The organism is Serratia sp. PAMC26656 (genome assembly GCF_016469055.2).
GTDB lineage: Bacteria > Pseudomonadota > Gammaproteobacteria > Enterobacterales > Enterobacteriaceae > Serratia > Serratia plymuthica.
The window spans coordinates 1,606,187-1,625,655 of the sequence record NZ_CP150486.1; the positions used below are offsets into that span (position 1 = coordinate 1,606,187).

16 protein-coding genes are annotated in these 19,469 nt (G+C 54.6%); 10 read left to right on the forward strand and 6 right to left on the reverse strand.

Going from position 1 to position 19,469, the window contains the following annotated elements; all coding sequences use genetic code 11:
• Positions 1 to 20: 20 nt before the first annotated feature.
• From JEM67_RS08280 to JEM67_RS08290, 3 genes are read left to right on the forward strand one after another with little or no spacing between them, the layout of a single operon-like run.
• A complete protein-coding gene (locus JEM67_RS08280; protein WP_199635268.1) occupies positions 21 to 632 on the forward strand; it encodes a cytochrome b/b6 domain-containing protein in 612 nt (203 codons plus the stop codon).
• A gap of 10 nt (positions 633 to 642) precedes the next feature.
• Entirely contained in the window at positions 643 to 1,419 is a 777-nt protein-coding gene (locus JEM67_RS08285) for a molybdopterin-dependent oxidoreductase (RefSeq protein ID WP_199635266.1), read from the forward strand.
• 60 nt (positions 1,420 to 1,479) lie between these two features.
• On the forward strand, positions 1,480 to 1,755 hold the full coding sequence (locus JEM67_RS08290; RefSeq protein WP_004942270.1) for a pentapeptide MXKDX repeat protein: 276 nt from the start codon (positions 1,480 to 1,482) through the stop codon (positions 1,753 to 1,755).
• A gap of 52 nt (positions 1,756 to 1,807) precedes the next feature.
• On the opposite strand, the gene JEM67_RS08295 is transcribed toward JEM67_RS08290, so the two are convergent.
• The gene (locus JEM67_RS08295) at positions 1,808 to 3,847 is read right to left on the reverse strand and encodes a choline transporter (RefSeq protein WP_199635264.1); all 2,040 of its coding nucleotides are present in this window, start codon (positions 3,845 to 3,847) and stop codon (positions 1,808 to 1,810) included.
• Positions 3,848 to 4,235: 388 nt separating this feature from the next.
• Here JEM67_RS08295 and betI point away from each other — a divergent pair, with 388 nt between their 5' ends.
• The 3 genes from betI (at position 4,236) to betA (ending at position 8,210) form a co-directional block, all read left to right on the forward strand.
• Positions 4,236 to 4,832, forward strand: coding sequence for a transcriptional regulator BetI (gene betI / locus JEM67_RS08300; protein ID WP_199635263.1), 597 nt, complete (start codon positions 4,236 to 4,238; stop codon positions 4,830 to 4,832).
• Positions 4,833 to 4,852: 20 nt separating this feature from the next.
• Positions 4,853 to 6,325, forward strand: coding sequence for a betaine-aldehyde dehydrogenase (gene betB / locus JEM67_RS08305; RefSeq protein WP_199635262.1), 1,473 nt, complete (start codon positions 4,853 to 4,855; stop codon positions 6,323 to 6,325).
• Positions 6,326 to 6,542: 217 nt separating this feature from the next.
• Complete coding sequence (gene betA / locus JEM67_RS08310) at positions 6,543 to 8,210, forward strand: choline dehydrogenase (RefSeq protein ID WP_199635261.1); 1,668 nt, start codon at positions 6,543 to 6,545, stop codon at positions 8,208 to 8,210.
• Between the two features lie 101 nt (positions 8,211 to 8,311).
• Here betA and JEM67_RS08315 read toward each other — a convergent pair whose 3' ends face one another.
• From JEM67_RS08315 to JEM67_RS08325, 3 genes are all read right to left on the reverse strand, one after another.
• Positions 8,312 to 9,934 (reverse strand): FMN-binding glutamate synthase family protein, encoded by a 1,623-nt coding sequence (locus tag JEM67_RS08315; protein WP_199635260.1) that lies wholly within the window; start codon positions 9,932 to 9,934, stop codon positions 8,312 to 8,314.
• 175 nt (positions 9,935 to 10,109) lie between these two features.
• Positions 10,110 to 10,700: a hypothetical protein gene (locus JEM67_RS08320; protein ID WP_004942281.1), complete on the reverse strand. Its 591-nt coding sequence runs from the start codon at positions 10,698 to 10,700 to the stop codon at positions 10,110 to 10,112.
• A 22-nt stretch (positions 10,701 to 10,722) separates the two neighbouring features.
• Positions 10,723 to 11,439, reverse strand: a complete 717-nt coding sequence (locus tag JEM67_RS08325; RefSeq protein WP_013812140.1) for an EAL domain-containing protein — start codon at positions 11,437 to 11,439, stop codon at positions 10,723 to 10,725.
• 473 nt (positions 11,440 to 11,912) lie between these two features.
• Here JEM67_RS08325 and JEM67_RS08330 point away from each other — a divergent pair, with 473 nt between their 5' ends.
• The 4 genes from JEM67_RS08330 (at position 11,913) to JEM67_RS08345 (ending at position 16,940) form a co-directional block, all read left to right on the forward strand.
• Entirely contained in the window at positions 11,913 to 12,470 is a 558-nt protein-coding gene (locus tag JEM67_RS08330) for a fimbrial protein (RefSeq protein WP_004942285.1), read from the forward strand.
• Positions 12,471 to 12,534: 64 nt separating this feature from the next.
• Entirely contained in the window at positions 12,535 to 13,263 is a 729-nt protein-coding gene (locus JEM67_RS08335; RefSeq protein WP_199635259.1) for a fimbrial biogenesis chaperone, read from the forward strand.
• A gap of 78 nt (positions 13,264 to 13,341) precedes the next feature.
• Positions 13,342 to 15,906 (forward strand): fimbria/pilus outer membrane usher protein, encoded by a 2,565-nt coding sequence (locus tag JEM67_RS08340; protein ID WP_199635258.1) that lies wholly within the window; start codon positions 13,342 to 13,344, stop codon positions 15,904 to 15,906.
• 50 nt (positions 15,907 to 15,956) lie between these two features.
• Positions 15,957 to 16,940 (forward strand): fimbrial protein, encoded by a 984-nt coding sequence (locus tag JEM67_RS08345; RefSeq protein WP_426406349.1) that lies wholly within the window; start codon positions 15,957 to 15,959, stop codon positions 16,938 to 16,940.
• Positions 16,941 to 17,001: 61 nt separating this feature from the next.
• Here the strand turns inward: JEM67_RS08345 and JEM67_RS08350 are convergent, their stop codons facing one another.
• Entirely contained in the window at positions 17,002 to 17,460 is a 459-nt protein-coding gene (locus JEM67_RS08350) for a helix-turn-helix domain-containing protein (protein ID WP_013812144.1), read from the reverse strand.
• A gap of 205 nt (positions 17,461 to 17,665) precedes the next feature.
• Positions 17,666 to 19,243 (reverse strand): malate:quinone oxidoreductase, encoded by a 1,578-nt coding sequence (locus tag JEM67_RS08355; protein WP_199635256.1) that lies wholly within the window; start codon positions 19,241 to 19,243, stop codon positions 17,666 to 17,668.
• Positions 19,244 to 19,469: the final 226 nt, after the last annotated feature.

The window sequence follows — 19,469 nt, forward strand, 5'->3', positions numbered from 1 at the left end:
TTGGCCGCCAGGAGAAAATCATGAGCATGACTCGCACGCCGGAAAAGCCACCGCTTGTGCATCCGCTGTGGTTGCGGTTGACGCATTGGCTGAATGCGCTGGCGATGCTGATCATGGTGACCAGCGGCTGGCGCATCTATAACGCTTCGCCGCTGTTCAACTTCAGCTTTATCAACGAGCTGACGCTCGGTGGTTGGTTAGGCGGCGCACTGCAGTGGCACTTTGCCGGCATGTGGCTGTTTGGGCTTAACGGGCTGTGTTACCTGCTGATCAACCTGGTCAGCGGCCGTTTCAAACGCAAATTTTGGCCGCTCAGCCCCAGACAGTTTTTCACCGATCTGAGCGCCGCGTTGCGTGGCCGGCTGCAGCATGCCGATTTGCGCCACTACAACATGGTGCAGCGCGCGGCTTATCTGTTCGTGATGGCCGACAGCATCCTGATGGCGCTCTCCGGGCTGGTGCTGTGGAAATCGGTGCAGTTTCCGCTGTTGCGCGAGCTGCTTGGTGGTTATGACGCGGCGCGTTACATCCACTTTTTCGCCATGTCGGCGCTGGTGGGGTTTGTCGTGATTCATCTGGTGATGGTGGCGCTGGTGCCCCGCACTTTGTTGGCCATGTTGCGCGGACGTTAAGGGGATCGCAATGAAAACGGATAAGCCCTCTATTACGGTGAGTGAAGGGCAGGAGATTGTCAAAGAGGCGCAGCGGTTGCTGGCGTCTTCGTCACGCCGCCGTTTTTTGCGCAACGGTCTGACGCTGGGCGGCATAGCGATGCTCACCGGTTGCGATCTCAGCAGCAACGCCAACGTCGAGCAGGCACTGAGTCGCATTTCGCGTTTTAACGATCGGGTGCAGGGCTGGTTGTTCAGCGCTGACCATCTGGCACCGGTCTATCCCGAATCCATGATGACCCGGCCGTTTCCGTTCAACGCCTTTTACGGCGAAGAGGACGCGCCGGACATCAACGGCGACGACTATCGGTTGGACGTCACCGGACTGGTGCTGGACAAAAGCGCCTGGACATTGCCGCAGTTGCACCGAATGGCGCAAATCAGCCAGGTGACGCGTCACATCTGCGTCGAAGGCTGGAGCGCCATCGGAAAATGGGGAGGCGTGCCCTTTGCGACCTTTCTCAAGGCGATTGGCGCGGATTTGAACGCGCGCTATGTCAGCTTTAAATGCGCCGACGATTACTACACCAGCATCGATATGGCCACCGCGCTGCATCCGCAGACCATTATGGCGCTGACCTATGACGGCCAGATTCTGCCGCGCAAATACGGTTATCCGATGAAGCTGCGCATGCCGACCAAACTCGGCTACAAGAATCCAAAACACATTCAGGTGATTGAAATCACCAATCGCTTCCCGGGCGGTTACTGGGAAGACCAAGGTTATAACTGGTTTGGCGGCAGCTGACGGCGGCCGCAAATATCCCCTGACACCTCAGGTGTCTTTGACATGAAAGAAGGAAATACCATGAAAAAGTTATTCGCAATGATGATGTGCAGCGCGTTGATGTTGGGTGTGGCTGGTGCCAATGCCGCAGACAGTATGAGTAAGGATGCGATGAAGAAGGACGCCATGAGCCAGATGTCGCATGACGGCATGGCTAAAGACGGCATGAAGAAAGATTGCATGGGCAAGGATTGCATGAAGAAAGACGCCATGAAGCATGACGCGATGAAAAAGGACCACATGGCGAAAGACGGTATGAAGAAAGACGCCATGAAAAAGGATGCGATGGGGCAGTAATAAAAAAGGCGCAGTGACACCCGCTGCGCCTTTTTGCCGTGCTTGAGCCGGGTTACATATCCGGGAAGGTCAGGGTATTGCCCGGCGCTTCGCGGTGAATATGCAGGAAGTTCAGGTGCTTCTCGTACTGATCGAGGATATCGCCGATCACCTGTTCCTTGCTGTAATCCATCAGATCATTGCCCTGGGTGCCTTCCATCAGGAAGGTTTCCAGCCGGTAATAGTGCGATTTGCCAGAACGGGCGCGGTAGGTGAAGCCCGGCACCGAATAACGCTGTGGCCAAATCTGATAGATAAAGTTCTGCTCTTCCCCCAAATGCACCAGCAGTTCCAGGTGGTTCAAACGCTCATCTTCTGCCGGCGGCACTTCGGTAAATTCCACTTTGGCGCCGCGCAGTTCCAGCTCGCGCGCCACTTCCTGCATTGCCGGTCTGCAACGGGTATCCAGCATTTTTTGAGTGTACTGGGTGCCAGGGTAGTTCATCACCCGTGACAGGCGCTGCTTCCAGTTCAGTACGTCATTACTGGATATAGGCATGGGGGCGTTGGTGTTCAGCGCGCTGGCCTTGCGATAGTCCTCCACCCGCAGCGATTTATACAACCCGGCCATCACGAAGAAGATCACGAAGCTGAACGGCAGGCCCATGATCACCGTCGTTTTCTGCAACGCAGGCACGCCGTCGGTCATCAGCATGCCGATGGTCAGCAGGCCGATGGCCACCGACCAGAAAATCCGCAGCCAGTTGGGCGCATCGTTATTGATGTCGGCCAGGCGCGAGGTAAAGTTGCCCAGCACCAGTGAACCTGAATCCGCCGAGGTCACGTAGAACAGCAGGCCGGTGATGGTGGCTACCGAGGCGCTGAAGGTGAAGCCCGGGTATTGCGCCAGCAGGCTGTAGAAGCCGCGCTCCGGGTATTGCATCACTTCCTGCGCAAAGGCGGCATTGCCATGGATAATCTGGTACAGCGCGCTATTACCGAAGATCGACAGCCACAGCAGAGTGAACACGAAAGGAATGATCAGCGTGCCGACCACAAACTGACGGATGGTACGCCCGCGCGAAATACGCGCCAGGAACAGGCCGACAAACGGCGACCATGCCACCCACCAGGCCCAGAAGAACAGGGTCCAGTTGTTCATCCATTCCACAGGACGATCGAAGGCGAAGCTGTTGAGCGTCATGCCCATAAAGCGATTGATGTAATCGCCGACGTTGAGCACCAGCGCATTGAGCAGGAACTCGGTATCGCCGCAGAACAGCACGAACAGGATCAGCCCCAGCGCCAGCAACACGTTGAGCTCCGACAAAATACGAATGCCCTTGTTGACGCCGGAGGTCACCGAAATGGTGGCCATAATCACCGAAAGCAGGATCAGTGCACTTTGAACCGTCAGGTTTTCCGGTACCTGGAACAGCACCTTCAATCCGTAGTTGAGCTGCACCACGCCAATGCCGAGCGTGGTGGCGATGCCGAAAATGGTGCCCAGCACCGCCGCGATATCCACGCTGTGACCGATCGGGCCGTTGATGCGTTTACCGAAGATCGGGTACAGCGCCGAGCGGATGGTCAGTGGCAGGTTATAGCGGTAGCTGAAATAACCGAGGGCAATGCCCATCAGCGCATACATCGACCAGCCGGTCAGCCCGTAGTGGAACAGCGTCCACACCATGGCCTGACGCGCCGCTTCCAGCGTTTGGGCATCGCCTTCCGGCGGCATCATATATTGCGTCACGGGTTCGGCGACCGAGAAGAACATCAGATCGATGCCAATGCCGGCGGCGAACAGCATAGCTGCCCAACTCATCAGGCTGAACTCGGGTTTCGACTGTTCCGGCCCGAGCTTGATCGAACCGAAGCGCGAGGCGGCGATAAACACCACGAATACGATGTACAGGGTGGCCGCCAGCAGGTAGTACCAGCCGAAGGTGGTTGAAACCCAATTCAGGGTGCGGGTGATCCATCGCCCGGAGAAATCGGTAAAAAAGATGGTCATCAGCGAGAAGGCCAGAATCAGCCCCGCCGAGGTAAAGAAAACCACAGGATTAAGGCGATCCTTTTGCGGTTTTGAGGAGGTTTCGCTGGTTGTCATCGTCGTCCTCTGTTTTTAACAACTGAGTAAAATCGTGCCCACATTTCTGCTCTGAACGACGCGCAGGCGTCGTCCGGAAAGTGCGGATAAAAAGCGGCACTGCTTGCCGTTTAGCCTGTTAACGAAACGGGAAATCGTTTCGTGGTGGGAACCGCTTACAGACACTGATTTTGGTCAGATTCGTTAAATACCTCACAAAAATCAGCCAGTTCCACAACCGAAAAGTACATTTTTGTAACCAGGCAGCAATAAAATATATGCAATTTTTATTGAACGTTCAATCAAAAAAAAGTTTAATAGTCCGCATGAAGACCAAGTTCAGCAGGCGGAAAGTCGATGAAATTCGCCGCTGAGATGAGGCCGAAGTCGGTTTTGCGAGAGTCGAATTATGCCAAAGGTAGGAATGCAGCCAATTAGAAGGCAGCAGTTGATTGATGCCACGCTGGCCGCGGTAAACGAAGTCGGAATGCATGACGCCACCATTGCGCAGATAGCGCGCAGGGCGGGTGTTTCCAACGGCATCATCAGCCACTATTTCAAGGATAAGAACGGGTTGCTGGAAGCCACGATGCGCTATTTGATCAGCCATTTGGGGGAAGCGGTGAAGCTGCGGCTACGGGCGCTGGACGACCAGAGCCCGGCCGCAAGGCTGCAGGCGATCGTTGCCGGCAACTTCGACGACAGCCAGATCAACAGCGCAGCGATGAAAACCTGGTTGGCCTTTTGGGCCAGCAGCCTGCATCAGCCGCAGCTTAACCGGTTGCAACAGGTGAACGGCCGTCGTCTGTATTCCAACCTGTGCGCCGAGTTCAGCCGCGCATTGCCGCAGGCGCAGGCACGTTTGGCGGCCAAAGGGCTGGCGGCGTTGATCGACGGTTTGTGGTTGCGCAGCGCACTGCGCGGCGCGGCGTTTAATCAGGCGCAGGCGATCGCGCTCACTACCGATTACATTACGTTTCAACTCCGGGGGCAAACGCCACCCTGAGGACAATCCAAGGAGAACCTATGTCCCGTTTTGGCTTACAGAAGCTCTATATTCATGGTGCCTATGTAGACAGTACCGAGGGGAAAACCTTCAACGCAGTGAACCCGGCGAATGGCGAAGTGCTTGCCGAGATCCAGTCCGCCAGCGCTGAAGACGTCAACCGTGCGGTTGCCAGCGCAGCCAGCGGGCAGAAGGTGTGGGCGACGATGACGGCGATGGCGCGTTCGCGCATTCTGCGCCGTGCGGTGGATATTCTGCGCGAGCGCAATGACGAACTGGCTGCGCTGGAAACGCTGGATACCGGCAAGGCGATGTCGGAAACCACCGCTGTCGATATCGTCACCGGTGCCGACGTACTGGAATACTACGCGGGCCTGATCCCGGCTATCGAAGGCCAGCAGATCCCGCTGCGCGACACCTCTTTCGTTTATACCCGCCGTGAACCGCTGGGTGTGGTGGCAGGCATCGGCGCCTGGAACTACCCGATTCAGATTGCCTTGTGGAAGTCCGCGCCGGCTCTGGCTGCGGGCAACGCGATGATCTTCAAACCGAGCGAAGTGACCTCTCTGACGGCGTTGAAACTGGCCGAGATCTACACCGAAGCCGGCGTGCCGGACGGTGTGTTCAACGTGGTCACCGGCAGCGGCGCAGAGGTCGGCCAATATCTGACCGATCACCCAGGCATCGCCAAGGTATCCTTCACCGGCGGGGTAAAAACCGGCAAGAAAGTGATGGCCAACGCCTCAGGTTCAACGCTGAAAGAAGTCACCATGGAACTGGGCGGCAAGTCGCCGCTGATTATCTTTGACGACGCCGATCTGGATCGCGCTGCCGACATCGCGATGATGGCCAATTTCTACAGCTCCGGCCAGGTGTGTACCAACGGTACGCGCGTGTTTGTCCCGGCGGCGTTGCAGGCGCAGTTTGAAGCGAAAATTCTCGAACGCGTGAAGCGCATTCGTCTGGGTGATCCTGCAGATCCGCAAACCAACTTTGGGCCGCTGGTCAGCTTTGCGCATATGGAGTCCGTGCTGCGCTTTATCGAGAGCGGCAAGAACAGCGGCGCACGTTTGCTGTGCGGCGGTGAGCGCGTGACCGAAGGCGAATACGCCAAAGGGGCTTATGTGGCACCGACGGTGTTTACCGATTGCCGTGACGACATGGAAATTGTGCGTGAAGAAATCTTCGGGCCGGTAATGAGCATCCTCACTTATCACAGCGAAGAAGAAGTGGTGCGCCGTGCCAACGACACCACTTTCGGCCTGGCCGCCGGACTGGTGACCAATGATTTAACCCGCGCTCACCGTGTGATTCACCAGCTTGAAGCCGGCATTTGCTGGATCAACACCTGGGGCGAGTCGGCGGCGGAAATGCCGGTTGGCGGCTATAAGCAATCCGGCGTCGGCCGCGAGAATGGCCTGAGCACGCTGGAGCACTACACCCAGATCAAATCGGTGCAGGTAGAGCTGGGCGAATACGCCTCGGTGTTCTGATATTCCCGTCGCCTTTCGCGTCTGCGCTTGTCGGGGCTTCCGCATGCTGGGGCCCCCAAGTTCTTGACCCTACATATTTATACCCAATGGATTTCAAGTTGCAGCTAGGCGGCAAGTGCGGGCATCCCCAGGAGCTTACTTGAGTAAGTGACTGGGGGGGACGTACGCAGCCAACAACGCTGCGGCTTGAAAGACGAAGGGGATGAGGAGATCATTAATGGAATTTGATTATATTATTATCGGTGCCGGCTCTGCCGGTAACGTATTAGCCACCCGTTTAACCGAAGACGCCGATATCAGCGTGTTGCTGCTGGAAGCCGGCGGCCCGGATTACCGGATGGATTTCCGTACGCAGATGCCGGCCGCGCTGGCTTTCCCGCTGCAGGGCCGTCGCTACAATTGGGCCTACGAAACCGATCCTGAGCCGCACATGAACAACCGCCGTATGGAATGCGGCCGCGGCAAAGGCCTGGGCGGTTCTTCGCTGATCAACGGCATGTGCTACATCCGCGGCAACGCGATGGATTTCGACAACTGGGCAAAAGCGCCGGGTCTGGAACACTGGAGCTATCTGGACTGCCTGCCGTATTTCCGCAAGGCGGAAACCCGCGACATCGGACCGAACGATTATCACGGCGGCGACGGCCCGGTCAGCGTCACTACCCCGAAAGCCGGCAACAACGAACTGTTCCACGCGATGGTGGAAGCCGGCGTGCAGGCGGGCTATCCGCGTACCGAAGATCTGAACGGCTATCAGCAGGAAGGGTTCGGCCCGATGGATCGTACCGTGACGCCGAAAGGCCGCCGTGCCAGCACCGCTCGCGGTTATCTGGATCAGGCGCGTTCGCGCCCTAATCTGAAGATTGTCACCCATGCACTCACAGATCGTATTCGTTTCGATGGCAAACGTGCGGTGGGCGTTGATTACTTGCAGGGCGACGGCAATCAGATCATCAGCGCAAGCGCGCGGCGCGAAGTGCTGCTGTGTGCTGGGGCGATTGCCTCGCCACAGATCCTGCAACGTAGCGGCGTCGGCCCTGCGTCGTTGCTGAAAAGCCTGGATATCAAGGTGGTGCACGATCTGCCGGGCGTCGGTGAGAACCTGCAGGATCACCTGGAAATGTATCTGCAGTACGCCTGTAAAAAACCGGTGTCGCTGTATCCGGCGCTGCAATGGTTCAACCAGCCGAAGATTGGTGCAGAGTGGCTGTTCAACGGCACCGGCATTGGCGCCAGTAACCAGTTTGAAGCCGGCGGTTTTATCCGGAGCCGCGAGGAGTTCGCCTGGCCGAATATCCAATATCACTTCCTGCCGGTGGCGATTAATTACAACGGCAGCAACGCGGTCAAAGAACACGGGTTCCAGGCTCATGTCGGGTCGATGCGTTCCCCGAGCCGTGGCCGGGTGCAGGTGAAATCGAAAGATCCGCGTCAGCATCCGAGCATCCTGTTCAACTATATGGCGACAGAGCAAGACTGGCAGGAGTTCCGCGACGCGATCCGCATTACGCGTGAAATCATGGCGCAGCCGGCGCTGGACGAATACCGCGGTCGCGAAATCAGCCCGGGGCCGGAGGTGCAGACCGACGAGCAGCTGGACGCCTTTGTGCGTGAGCATGCTGAAACCGCCTTTCACCCTTCCTGCTCATGCAAAATGGGCGAAGACGAGATGGCCGTGGTCGACGGCCAGGGCCGGGTTCACGGCATGGAAGGGCTGCGGGTGGTGGATGCCTCCATCATGCCGCTGATCATTACCGGTAACCTGAATGCCACCACGATCATGATTGCCGAGAAGATTGCCGACAACATTCGCCAGCGTGCGCCGTTGCCACGCAGTACCGCAGAGTATTACGTGGCCGGCGACGCCCCGGCGCGCAAGCCGTAACCTACATGCCCTCTCGCCGCTGAGGGGGAGGGCTGCTGTAGCAAGCACCCCCTCTCCAATGCTCTTCCCCGAGGCGAGGGGGCAATACTTTCCCTCTTCTGTTAAACCGGCAGCGAGATCGCCTGATCGAAACTGTTGGGCGTCGCCATGCGCCACATACGCGCATAAAAATCACTTTGGATCTCTTTTTCCAGCAATGCGCCCGGCTCCAGGTAGTAATAGATATCCGCATAGACCTTGATTTCGGTTGAGGTGATGCGGCGTAGCATATGGTGAGACGTCAGTTGCTCCGGGCGGCTGATGCCGGCTGCTGCCAGCATTTCCGCCAGCGCTTTGACCGTATTTTGGTGGAAGTGGTAAACGCGTTCGGCTTTGTTCGGTACCACTAGCGCCTTCTGGCGCAGTGGGTCCTGCGTGGCGACGCCGGTCGGGCAGTGGTTGGTGTGGCAGCTTTGCGACTGGATGCAGCCGACGGCGAACATAAAGCCGCGCGCCGAGTTCACCCAGTCGGCGCCCAGCACCAGCACGCTGGCGATGTCGAAGGCACTGATGATTTTGCCGCTGGCACCGACTTTGATCTTGTCGCGCAGCCCGCAGCCCACCAGAGTGTTGTGGACGAACAAAAGCCCTTCGCGCAACGGCATACCCATATAGTTGGATAACTCAAGCGGTGCGGCGCCGGTGCCGCCTTCCTTACCGTCTACTACGATAAAGTCCGGCAAAATATGGGTATGCAGCATCGCCTTGGCGATAGCGACAAATTCCCACGGGTGGCCGATGCACAGCTTAAAACCCACAGGTTTACCGCCGGACAGTTCGCGCAGTTGCTGGATAAAATGCATCATTTCCACCGGGGTGGTGAAGGCGCTGTGCGAGGCCGGAGAAATGCAGTCTTCCCCCTCGGGCACGCCGCGCGTGGCGGCAATTTCCGCATCCACTTTTTTTGCCGGCAGAATGCCGCCATGGCCCGGTTTGGCGCCCTGGCTGAGTTTGATTTCAATCATTTTTACCTGCGGGTTTTTTGCCTGCTCGGCAAAGCGCTGCGGATCGAAATGGCCGTCGGCGGTGCGGCAGCCGAAATAGCCGCTGCCCAGTTCCCACACCAGATCGCCGCCGTGCTCACGGTGATAGCGGCTGATGCTACCTTCGCCGGTGTCATGATAGAAATTACCTTTCGCTGCGCCAAGATTGAGGGCGCGAATGGCGTTGGCCGACAACGCGCCGAAGCTCATGGCGGAGATATTAAAGATTGAGGCGGAATAGGGTTGGCTACAGTCCGGGCCGCCGATCGCCACGCGAAAACTGGTGGGATCGGATGCCGCTACCGGGCGCATGGAATGGCCGATGCATTCATAACCCGTTTGATAAACGTCCAGTTGGGTACCGAATGGCTTGTCGCCCATCTCATTTTTGGCGCGGCGGTAGACCAGCGTGCGCTGAGTACGTGAGAACGGGATCTGGGCGTTATCTTCTTCCAGTAAATATTGGCGTATTTCCGGGCGGATAAATTCGAAGAAAAAGCGCAGGCGGCCGATGATCGGATAGTTGCGGCAGATGGCGTGGCGTTGCTGAGTCAGATCGTAAATGCCCAGTGCGCTCAGACACCCGAAAAGGATTGTCGGCAACCAAAACCAGGGCCGTTGCGGCAACAGCGCCAATGACGCCAGCGCAAGCAAGATGCTCAAAACAAAGCAGGTATAACGGCTGAACAAGGATGATTTCATAACATCTCCTGATGTTTTTATTTAATCCATACGACACGACTTGTGGGAAAGCCCCACGGCCAAATCGTAACCAATAGACAGGAGTGTTATGTGACTGTTGCTGCTTTGTCGCTCATTGTTACATTAATTTAACCTGGCACGACGAAAGCAGGCCGCCGGGTAGCAGCCTGAAGGGTTATTTACTGGCGACGAAGATGGTGCTCATGCTGCGCAAACGCAGCTTTTTCATCGCGCTGTATTTTTGCGAGAAAATGGTTTTGGGATGCGTGCCGCGCTTCTGGGCAATATGCAGCAGGCTATCGCCACGCAGCAGGTTGAAGATGACATCACTTTCCGCCGGGCTGAGTTCGCGGGTTTTCTGCATTTTTATCCCGCCTGACTCTTTGCTTTCCAATAGATTTTGTATTTTTTCCTGCAGCGAATAAAGTGGGATACGGGTAGAGACCAATTCAACGGAAATACCCAGTATCGACAGCAGTTTCACTACGCGTTCGTCATCATAAAATACCAGGATCCGCGTTTTGGTGTTGTATTGCTGATGCATTGACACCAGGCTTTCAATGACGTTGACACTTTGCTCCAGATTTTGCGAGGTAAAGATCAGCGCGATATCGTGCTTAATTATCTTTTCCGCCTTGGAACCACCCTGCATAAAATCCGAAAACAGTCTGATATCGTACTTGCCGTAATGTTTTTTCACTAATACCGAAAGGCCGACATAGCTGTACTTACACTCACTAATAACAAGGACATTGTTTTTAGACATAATGGCAGACACCAATAATGAGTTAAAAGTATTCAGCTGTAAGAAGCGAGTTCAAATCCTTGATGTCGGATTCCTTCCACAGCTTTCCCTGCAGTGCGTAATATGGCATTTCGTCCAGCCATTTTTTATGGTCGGGAGTTTCAACCCCTTCGATAATTACCTTGTAATGGTTAAGGTAAAAAAATCGCAATAAAGCGCGCATTAAGCCGTCACCGCCAGATTTTTCCATAAAATTCCATAACAAAAATCGGTCGAGCTTAACGAAGCGGAACTGGCTGTTATACAACGCGGAAAAACCGGCGTAGCCAGAACCAAAATCATCGAGCCAAAATGAATAACTTTTCAGCGAGGGATCGCCATGAACGCGATCTTTTACCAGTCGGGTTGAGTTTTCGCTGATTTCAAAATGAATACACCGAGTGGCGCGAATTCTTTCTGCAAAATGGTCACTGGCCAGCCATCGCAACGAATGGTCGTCCACATTCAATGTGGCTATAACCTGATTATCACGAAACCAGTGATTATATTTTTCTATCAGGCTGACCTGTTCTAACAGAATCTCAATCCGGGTTGCACTATCGGCAGATCGAAAAAACTGTTCAGGGGAAAAATGGGCATATTCGCTATTGAAAGGGAATCGGGACAAGCATTCAACGGCCAGCAATTGTCCGGATTTTCCGAACATTGGCTGGAAAACATAATTAATTCCGTTATTTTTCGCTCTAAAAGAACCGCTCATTCCTCAATCCTTTGACTGATATGTAAATGCTTGTTTTTTAACGGTAATAAAAGTTAATGAGTGTTTTTTATTGGTAATTATCTTATTTAATTCAACCAGGACGTGTCATGTCGCCCCCAGACCATTAAACGCGCAATTTGTCGCGAAGTCCAAATGATTTCAAGGGTAACAAAATGTAAATTTACAGGATAATATCCTGATAATTATGACTTAAAGCAATATGTTGAACTACCTGGCTTTTCAAAACACAGATTATTCCTATTCAGTTGAATCGTCAACATCGATCGATAGGTATTTGTTGATAGTTTTTTCCTATCAAGAGGGGTGATATGAATGTTATAAACGATTTAACAATAAGAATAAGCCTGGTCTATATTTCGCCGGGCAATGGATTCATCGGGGCTTCATTCCTGACAAGGAGTAGCATCGCTGAATGTACTTAATAGTTGTATTAATTCATCGAGAGTCTAAATATGAAAATTTCTAAACTGTCTGCCGTATTGGCATTGGCTGTAAGCGCCGCTACTATTTCTTCTTTTTCTGCACAAGCGACTGACGGTACTATTACTTTCAACGGTAAAGTGACTGACCAGACTTGTACTATCAGCACCCCAGGCGGTAAAGACTTCACCGTTACTCTGCCAACTGTTTCTGCTTCAACTTTGGCAACTCAGAGCGCAACTGCCGGCCGTACTCCATTCGCAATCAACCTGACCAAATGTTCTAAAGGCCAGGTAGCCACTTATTTCGAACCAGGCGCAACTGTTGATTTCAATACTGGCCGTCTGAACAACCAGGCACAGACTGATGCAGCGACCAACGTGCAAATTCAGCTGCTGGGCAGCAACAACCAGTTCCTGCCAATTCTGGCCGCCGGCACCAACGGCGCACAGAACAACTCTCAGTGGGTTACCGTTGCTAACGAAGGCGATTCTGCTGACCTGAACTACTACGCTGAATATTACGCGACCAACGCTGCCGGCGCTGGTGATGTGACTTCAAGCGTTCAGTACACCATCATTTATCAATAAGTAATATTTTTATTCTGGCGGGGGGAATACCTCCGCCGTTTTTCCCTACCGTAGTGATAAAATAATGAAAAATTCATTTAAAAAATACAGTGTATTGCTGATTGCCACGCTATTCAGCAGCAGCGTTTTTTCCAGTGTCATCATTAACGGTACTCGTATTATTTATCCGGGAAAACAACGGGAAGTTACCGTCCAATTATCAAATAATGGAACTTCACCGGCATTGATCCAATCCTGGATTGACGAAGGCGATGCGAAAACCACGCCTGAAAACAGCAAGGCACCGTTTATCGTTTCCCCGCCAATCAGCCGCGTTGAACCGGCTACCGGCCAGGCGCTGCGTGTTTCACTGACCACGTCAGCATTGGCACAAGACAAAGAATCCCTGTTCTGGTTGAACGTACTGGAGATCCCTCCTGCGCCGACCGGGGCAAGCAGCAGTACGCCTGAGAACTTTTTACAGGTGGCTTTCCGCACCCGCGTCAAACTGCTGTATCGTCCGGCCGGCCTGACTGGCGAAGCGAACGATGCACCTGAAAAACTGCAGTGGCGCTTTAGCGGCGCCGGCGTCAGCGTGAAAAACCCAACGCCGTATTACGTGTCGTTTACCGAAATCAATGCCGTCATCAACCAGAAGAACGTGCCGTTGGCACCACACGGCGACATGCTGGCCCCAGGCCAGGAAAAAACGCTGTCGTTTTCCGGTGACAGCTCGCGCATCGCCGACGTTGCATTTACCACCATTAACGATTTTGGCGGACGCGTGTCCCGCACTAAGAATAAGCAAAAGTAACTCTTGGAAGAGAGACTCATATCCCAGAGCGCAAGCTGTCGGTGGGGTGAGCTTAATTTGGTAAAGGAATGCTTTTATATGAAAGAGTTGCCTATCTCTGCGGCCATTAAACGGGCGCTATTTAACTATAAGTCGATTCTGTTGTTGACCGGTGGCGCACTTTGCCTGGCGGCGCCTGGATTTGCCCTGGCGGAAATCGTTACCGACAACAAAAAGCCCACCGCACCGGTTGAAGCTTCCTTCAACAGCAGCTTCCTGATTGGGGAGGCGCAAGGCGTCGATCTTTCGCGTTTCCGCGACGGCAACCCTATTCTTGCCGGCAAATACTCACTCGACGTCTATGTTAACGGCGAGTGGAAAGGCAAGAAGAGTATCGATTTCAAAAACGTGCCGGGTAAGAACAGCGCCGACACCTGTTTCTCTCTGCTGTCGCTGGATGAATTCGGTGTGGATACTGCGGCATTGAGCAGCGATCCTTCGGTCACTACCGATACCTGTAAAAGCCTGCCGCAGTGGGTGCCGGAAGCCTATTATCGCCTTGATACCAGTTCGCTGCGAATGGATATCAGTATCCCGCAGTCGTCGCTGCGCCGGAGTGCGCGTGGTTATGTCGATCCGAAATTCTGGGATCGTGGCATTACCGCCGGCAGCCTTTCGTATAATTTTAATGCCTTTAATACCCACAGTTCCGCCAACGGCAGCAACGCGGATTCAACCAACGCGTATTTGACCCTGAACGCCGGGTTAAACGTGGCCGGTTGGCAGTTGCGCCATGACTCTAATGTCAACTGGCGCTCCAACGAAAGCACCCATTGGCAAAATACCGCCACTTACGCGCAGCGTGCCATCCCGGCCGTACGCGGCATGCTGACGTTGGGTGATACCTATACCAGCGGCGACTTCTTTGATTCTATCGGTTTTCGCGGCGTACAGGTCGCGACGGATGACCGTATGTTGCCTGACTCTCTGAACGGCTATGCGCCTGTGGTGCGTGGCGTGGCGCAAAGTAACGCGCTGGTGGAGATTCGTCAGAATAACCAGTTGATCTACCAGACCACCGTTGCTCCCGGCGAATTCGTGATTAACGATCTTTACCCAACCGGTTACGGCGGCGACTTGAACGTCACCATCAACGAGGCCGACGGCAGCAAGCGCCAGTTCAGCGTGCCTTACGCTTCGGTAGCGCAGATGTTGCGTCCGGGGATCCAGCGTTATGCCCTGACCGCAGGCCGAGTGCGCGATGATAATTTGAGCAAGGAACCCGATATGTTCCAGGCGACTTATCAGCGCGGGTTTACCAATATCATCACCGGCTACACCGGCGCTATCGCCAGTGACGGCTATGGTGCCGTGTTGTTGGGCAGTGCGGTAGCGACGCCAATCGGTGCCTTTGCTCTGGACGTGACTCAGGCCAATACCCGCCTGAAGCAGGGCGACCAATCCGGTCAGAGCTATAAGCTCAGCTACAGCAAGTTGATGACTGAAACCAACACCAACTTCACCATCGCCGCTTATCGCTACTCCACCTCCGGTTACCTTTCGTTGCGTGACGCCGTTTACTCGCGAGACAACGAGCGCAAGAACCTGAGTGCCGACGCCGTTAACCGCCAGCGCAGCGAATACCAACTGACCCTCAACCAGGGGCTGGGCGATGACTTTGGCGCGTTGTATATCACCGGTTCGGTTCGCGATTACTGGAACCGGGGCGGCAGCACCAAGCAGTATCAGGTGGGTTATAACAACTATTATGGTCGCGTCACCTATGGCCTGTCCGCCATGCGCACCTCGGACATGTATAACCGTGATGAAACCCGTTATTACCTGACGCTGTCGATTCCGTTCAGCGTCGGTTCGCAGACGCTGAGCCTGAACAGTTCATTGGGCTATACCGATAACGGCTACGACAGCAGCCGCGTGGGCATTAACGGTTCTACCGGTGAAGACAACAACCTCAGCTACAGCGCGGCGCTGGCTAACGATCAATCCGGCGGCACCAACAGCAGCGTAAGCGGCGAATACCGTAGCCGGTTCTCGACGCTGAACGGTTCTTACAGCTACGGCAAGGATTATCGTCAGTCGTCGATCGGGGCGTCGGGTAGCGTAGTGGCTCACAGCGGTGGGGTGACCATGACGCCGCAGCGCGGTCAGACCATGGTGCTGGTAGAGGCGCCGGACGCTGCCGGGGCTATCGTGACCAACTCGCCGGGCGTGCGTATCGATGATAACGGCTATGCGGTCGTGCCTTATGTGGCGCCATACAGCATGACCAGCGTCACGCTCGATCCGAGCGGCATGTCGCGCGATGTGGAGCTGGAAAGCAGCAGTCAGCAGATTGCGCCTTACGCCGGTGCCATCGCACGGCTGGAGTTCAAAACCACCAAAGGCCAGGCGTTGATCATTCATGCTCTCGGCCCGGACGGCAACGCGTTGCCATTTGGTTCTGAAGTGCTGGATACCCGCAATCAGGTGGTGGGCATCGTCGGCCAGGGCAGCCGCATCTACTTGCGTACGGAAGCGCAAAAAGGGCTGTTACAGGTGAAATGGGGCACGCAGCCTACGCAGCAGTGTTCTGTCAGCTATAGCTACAAGGCGAAAGCGCAGGGCAATACTGACTACGAAATTATTGAAGCGAGTTGCAAATGATAAAATTAACGCGTGTTCTGTCACTGAATAAAACGTCAGCGAAATGCTTGATGCTGCTCGGCTTGATGATGGTGGGCGGTCAAAGTGCTTATGCCGCCTGTTCTGTCAGAAGTGGTTACAAGGCGCAGGTGATCAATATGAAGCTTGGGCGTGTGCTGGTGACCCCAGGCAGCCAGGTGGGCGACACTTTGGTTACCGGCCAGTTTCCAATCAATGAAGTCAGTAATATCGCCAGTTGCTCAAGAGGCGGCAGCGCGATTGGTTCGATCATGCAGGGCCGCGCCACCAGCTTCACCAATGTGTGGAGTACCAATATTCCGGGTATCGGTATTCGTTTATACCGTGAGGCCGGCTCGGTGAGTAACTTCTACCCTCATACCTTGAACTTTTCTGGTAATTCCAACGTTACCCTTAACGGCGGTTACTTCAAGATTGACGTCGTTAAAACCGCGGCCCAAACAGGCACCGGCCAGTTGACTACCGGGCTATATACCAACTATTACATGGACGGTACCGGTCCTGGGTTGCCACTGCTGCAATCGATTGTCGATGCCAACAGCCTGACGATTGTCACTTCAACCTGCAATGTGGACAGCGGTTCCAAAAACAAGGTGGTTAATCTGGATACCGTCACGGCAGCCTCTTTTGGCGGTGTCGGCTCAACCCAGGGTGAGAAGGCGTTTGATATCAACATTAACTGCGTTGGCGGCGTCGGTGAAAATCTGCTGCCAGGCAATGCCGGGCAGGGGATTGTGAATGTGCGTTTTGACTACACTCCGGATAGTTCTAATGCGCCTGGCGTGATCAAATCGCAATCTGGCGCCAATACGGCTTCCGGCGTTGCCGTGCAGTTGTTGACGGGCAGCACCACGCTGCCTATCAAGAACGGTGACGCGGTCAACGCAGGTCGCACCGTGCCGAACCAGGCCAACACCCTGACCCTGCCGCTGAAAGCCCGTTACTACCGTACCGGCACTACGATAAAAGGCGGCAATATCCAGTCGACCGCAACCTTTACCATCGAATACAACTGAGTATTGCGGGCATTAAAAAAGCCAATGGGATTGCCCATTGGCTTTTTGCTTTTTATCCGCCTCAGCGCTGGCCCATCCAATGAGTGCAGGCGCCATCCACGCATTTCCCCGCATACCACAAGTGCGCGCCTGGAGACTCGTGCCGATGCCCGTTCTGCGGCGCGATCGGTTGCGGACGCATCTCTACCACGTCCCAGCGCGTGGTGCGGCGATACACCGCCGGCGTTTTGCCGAACTGTTTTTTAAACGCCCGTGAAAATGACGGCTGGGAATCAAAATGGAACTGCAGGGCGATGTCGAGAATAGGGCGTGGGGTCGAGCGCAGCGCCTGCGCGGCCTGTGACAGGCGGCGCTCGCGGATATAGCTGCCCAGCGCATGGCCGGTGGTGCTGCGGAACATCCTTTGCAGGTGCCACTTGGAGTAGCCCGATTTTGCCGCCACGTTATCTAACAGCAGCGGTTGATCCAGATGAGTTTCAATCCAGTTCAGCAAATCGTGAATGATATTGACGCGATCCATTGTTTAAGTTCTCCCGCGGTACGGCATTCAGGTCATAGTGGGTAAGAGTAATTATCCAAGCTAGTTCTTTGATAATAGGCCGCTGAACCGGGTTACGCAAGTGTTAACTGGAGGACTAAAGGTGGCTAAACGTGCTCTTCCAGCCGCGGAGAAACAGAAAAGGCCGCGCGGGGCGGCCTTGAGGGAAGGGGGAATAAACGTCGGATCAGTGAGTTTCCGGCTTCACTTCGATATAGTCCAACTGCAAGACGCTGCTGGTGTAGCCACGGATCTTGTTGGTCATTTCAATGTCGCCGTTCAGCTTGTGACCATAGGATGGAATGATCTCTTTCAGCTTGCTCTGCCATTCCGGCGTCGCCACTTTATCTTTGAACACTTTTTCCATCAGGTGCAGCATGATTGGCGCAGCGGTTGAGGCGCCCGGTGATGCGCCGAGCAGGGCGGCGATGCTGCCGTCCTCGGAGCTGACCACTTCGGTGCCGAACTGCAACACACCGCCTTTCTCATCATCTTTCTTGATGATCTGCACGCGTTGGCCGGCGGTCCACAGCTTCCAGTCGGCCTGTTTGGCTTCAGGGAAGTACTCTTTCAGCGCAGCGAAACGGTCATCGTCGTTCATCATCAACTGGCCAACCAGGTATTTCACCAGGTCGAAGTTATCCAGCCCGACATGGGTCATCGGCATCAGGTTAGACGTGCTCAGAGAGTGCAGCAGATCGAACAGCGAACCGTTTTTCAGGAACTTGCTGGAGAAGGTGGCGAATGGCCCGAACAGAACGACGCGCTTGCCATCCAGCATGCGGGTGTCCAGGTGCGGAACCGACATTGGCGGCGAACCTACGCTGGCCAGACCGTAAACCTTGGCCAGATGCTGATTTGCCACTTCCGGATTGGTGGTCACCAGGAACTGGCCGCCGACCGGGAAACCGCCGTAGCCGTCAGCTTCAGGAATGCCGGATTTCTGCAACAGTGTCAGAGAGGCGCCGCCTGCCCCGATAAACACGAATTTGGCGTTAACGGTGGTTTCTTTACCGTCACGGTTCAGATCGGCCACGGTGACGCGCCAGGTGCTGTCGGCGTTGCGTTTGATATCGCGCACTTCATGGCTCAGGTTCAGCTTGAAGTTAGGATTTTTGGTCAGCGTATCCACCAGTTGATGGGTGATCACGCCAAAGTTGACGTCGGTACCCAGCGGCATGCGGGTCGCGGCAATTTTCTGCGCCGGATCGCGGCCGTTCATTACCAGCGGCGCCCACTGTTTAATCTGGTTGGCGTCTTCGGAGTATTCCATCCCACGGAACAGGGTGCTGTGCTGCAGCGCCTCATAGCGTTTGCGCAGGAAGCTGACGTTATCGTCACCCCAGACAAAGCTCATGTGCGGTACGCTGTTAATAAAGGATTTTGGATCTTTCAGGACGTTATTTTTTACCTGATAAGACCAGAACTGACGAGAGATTTCAAAAGACTCGTTAACCACCACGGCTTTGCTGATATCAATGGTGCCGTCTTCTTTCTCTGGCGTGTAGTTCATTTCGGCGAAAGCGGAGTGGCCGGTACCGGCATTATTCCAGCCGTTGGAACTTTCTTCCGCAACGCCGTTCATGCGCTCATACATGTCGATGGACCAATTCGGCTCCAGCTCATGCAGGTAAGTCCCCAGGGTGGCGCTCATGATGCCGCCGCCAATCAGTACCACATCGACGGTCTTGTTCTCTTCTGCTGCAGCCTGTTGCGTGATGCCGAACAGATTCAGACAGAAGATCAGGACGAGTAATTTTCTCATTAAATCAAATCTCTTATGTGTAAATTCTACTCATTGCAGGTGAAAGAATTTATCGGGAGTTACCCTGGAAATAAGCCAAAACAGACCGCCGGCATGAGCCGAATTACAGTGATAATGTCTTTTTGTTAATAGTTTTCTTTAACGAAAAGTGGATTATTACAGGCTGCCTGGAGGCGGATTGTTCAACTCAGGTTACTGAGGGGATATTATTGTTTGCAAGAATGTT

What these genes read in the sequence shown, in the direction of transcription:
- JEM67_RS08280 (WP_199635268.1), top strand. Translation starts at nt 21, where the DNA reads ATGAGCATGACTCGCACGCCGGAAAAGCCACCGCTTGTGCATCCGCTG.
- JEM67_RS08285 (WP_199635266.1), top strand. Translation starts at nt 643, where the DNA reads ATGAAAACGGATAAGCCCTCTATTACGGTGAGTGAAGGGCAGGAGATT.
- JEM67_RS08290 (WP_004942270.1), top strand. Translation starts at nt 1,480, where the DNA reads ATGAAAAAGTTATTCGCAATGATGATGTGCAGCGCGTTGATGTTGGGT.
- JEM67_RS08295 (WP_199635264.1), bottom strand. Translation starts at nt 3,847, where the DNA reads ATGACAACCAGCGAAACCTCCTCAAAACCGCAAAAGGATCGCCTTAAT.
- betI (WP_199635263.1), top strand. Translation starts at nt 4,236, where the DNA reads ATGCCAAAGGTAGGAATGCAGCCAATTAGAAGGCAGCAGTTGATTGAT.
- betB (WP_199635262.1), top strand. Translation starts at nt 4,853, where the DNA reads ATGTCCCGTTTTGGCTTACAGAAGCTCTATATTCATGGTGCCTATGTA.
- betA (WP_199635261.1), top strand. Translation starts at nt 6,543, where the DNA reads ATGGAATTTGATTATATTATTATCGGTGCCGGCTCTGCCGGTAACGTA.
- JEM67_RS08315 (WP_199635260.1), bottom strand. Translation starts at nt 9,934, where the DNA reads ATGAAATCATCCTTGTTCAGCCGTTATACCTGCTTTGTTTTGAGCATC.
- JEM67_RS08320 (WP_004942281.1), bottom strand. Translation starts at nt 10,700, where the DNA reads ATGTCTAAAAACAATGTCCTTGTTATTAGTGAGTGTAAGTACAGCTAT.
- JEM67_RS08325 (WP_013812140.1), bottom strand. Translation starts at nt 11,439, where the DNA reads ATGAGCGGTTCTTTTAGAGCGAAAAATAACGGAATTAATTATGTTTTC.
- JEM67_RS08330 (WP_004942285.1), top strand. Translation starts at nt 11,913, where the DNA reads ATGAAAATTTCTAAACTGTCTGCCGTATTGGCATTGGCTGTAAGCGCC.
- JEM67_RS08335 (WP_199635259.1), top strand. Translation starts at nt 12,535, where the DNA reads ATGAAAAATTCATTTAAAAAATACAGTGTATTGCTGATTGCCACGCTA.
- JEM67_RS08340 (WP_199635258.1), top strand. Translation starts at nt 13,342, where the DNA reads ATGAAAGAGTTGCCTATCTCTGCGGCCATTAAACGGGCGCTATTTAAC.
- JEM67_RS08345 (WP_426406349.1), top strand. Translation starts at nt 15,957, where the DNA reads ATGCTGCTCGGCTTGATGATGGTGGGCGGTCAAAGTGCTTATGCCGCC.
- JEM67_RS08350 (WP_013812144.1), bottom strand. Translation starts at nt 17,460, where the DNA reads ATGGATCGCGTCAATATCATTCACGATTTGCTGAACTGGATTGAAACT.
- JEM67_RS08355 (WP_199635256.1), bottom strand. Translation starts at nt 19,243, where the DNA reads ATGAGAAAATTACTCGTCCTGATCTTCTGTCTGAATCTGTTCGGCATC.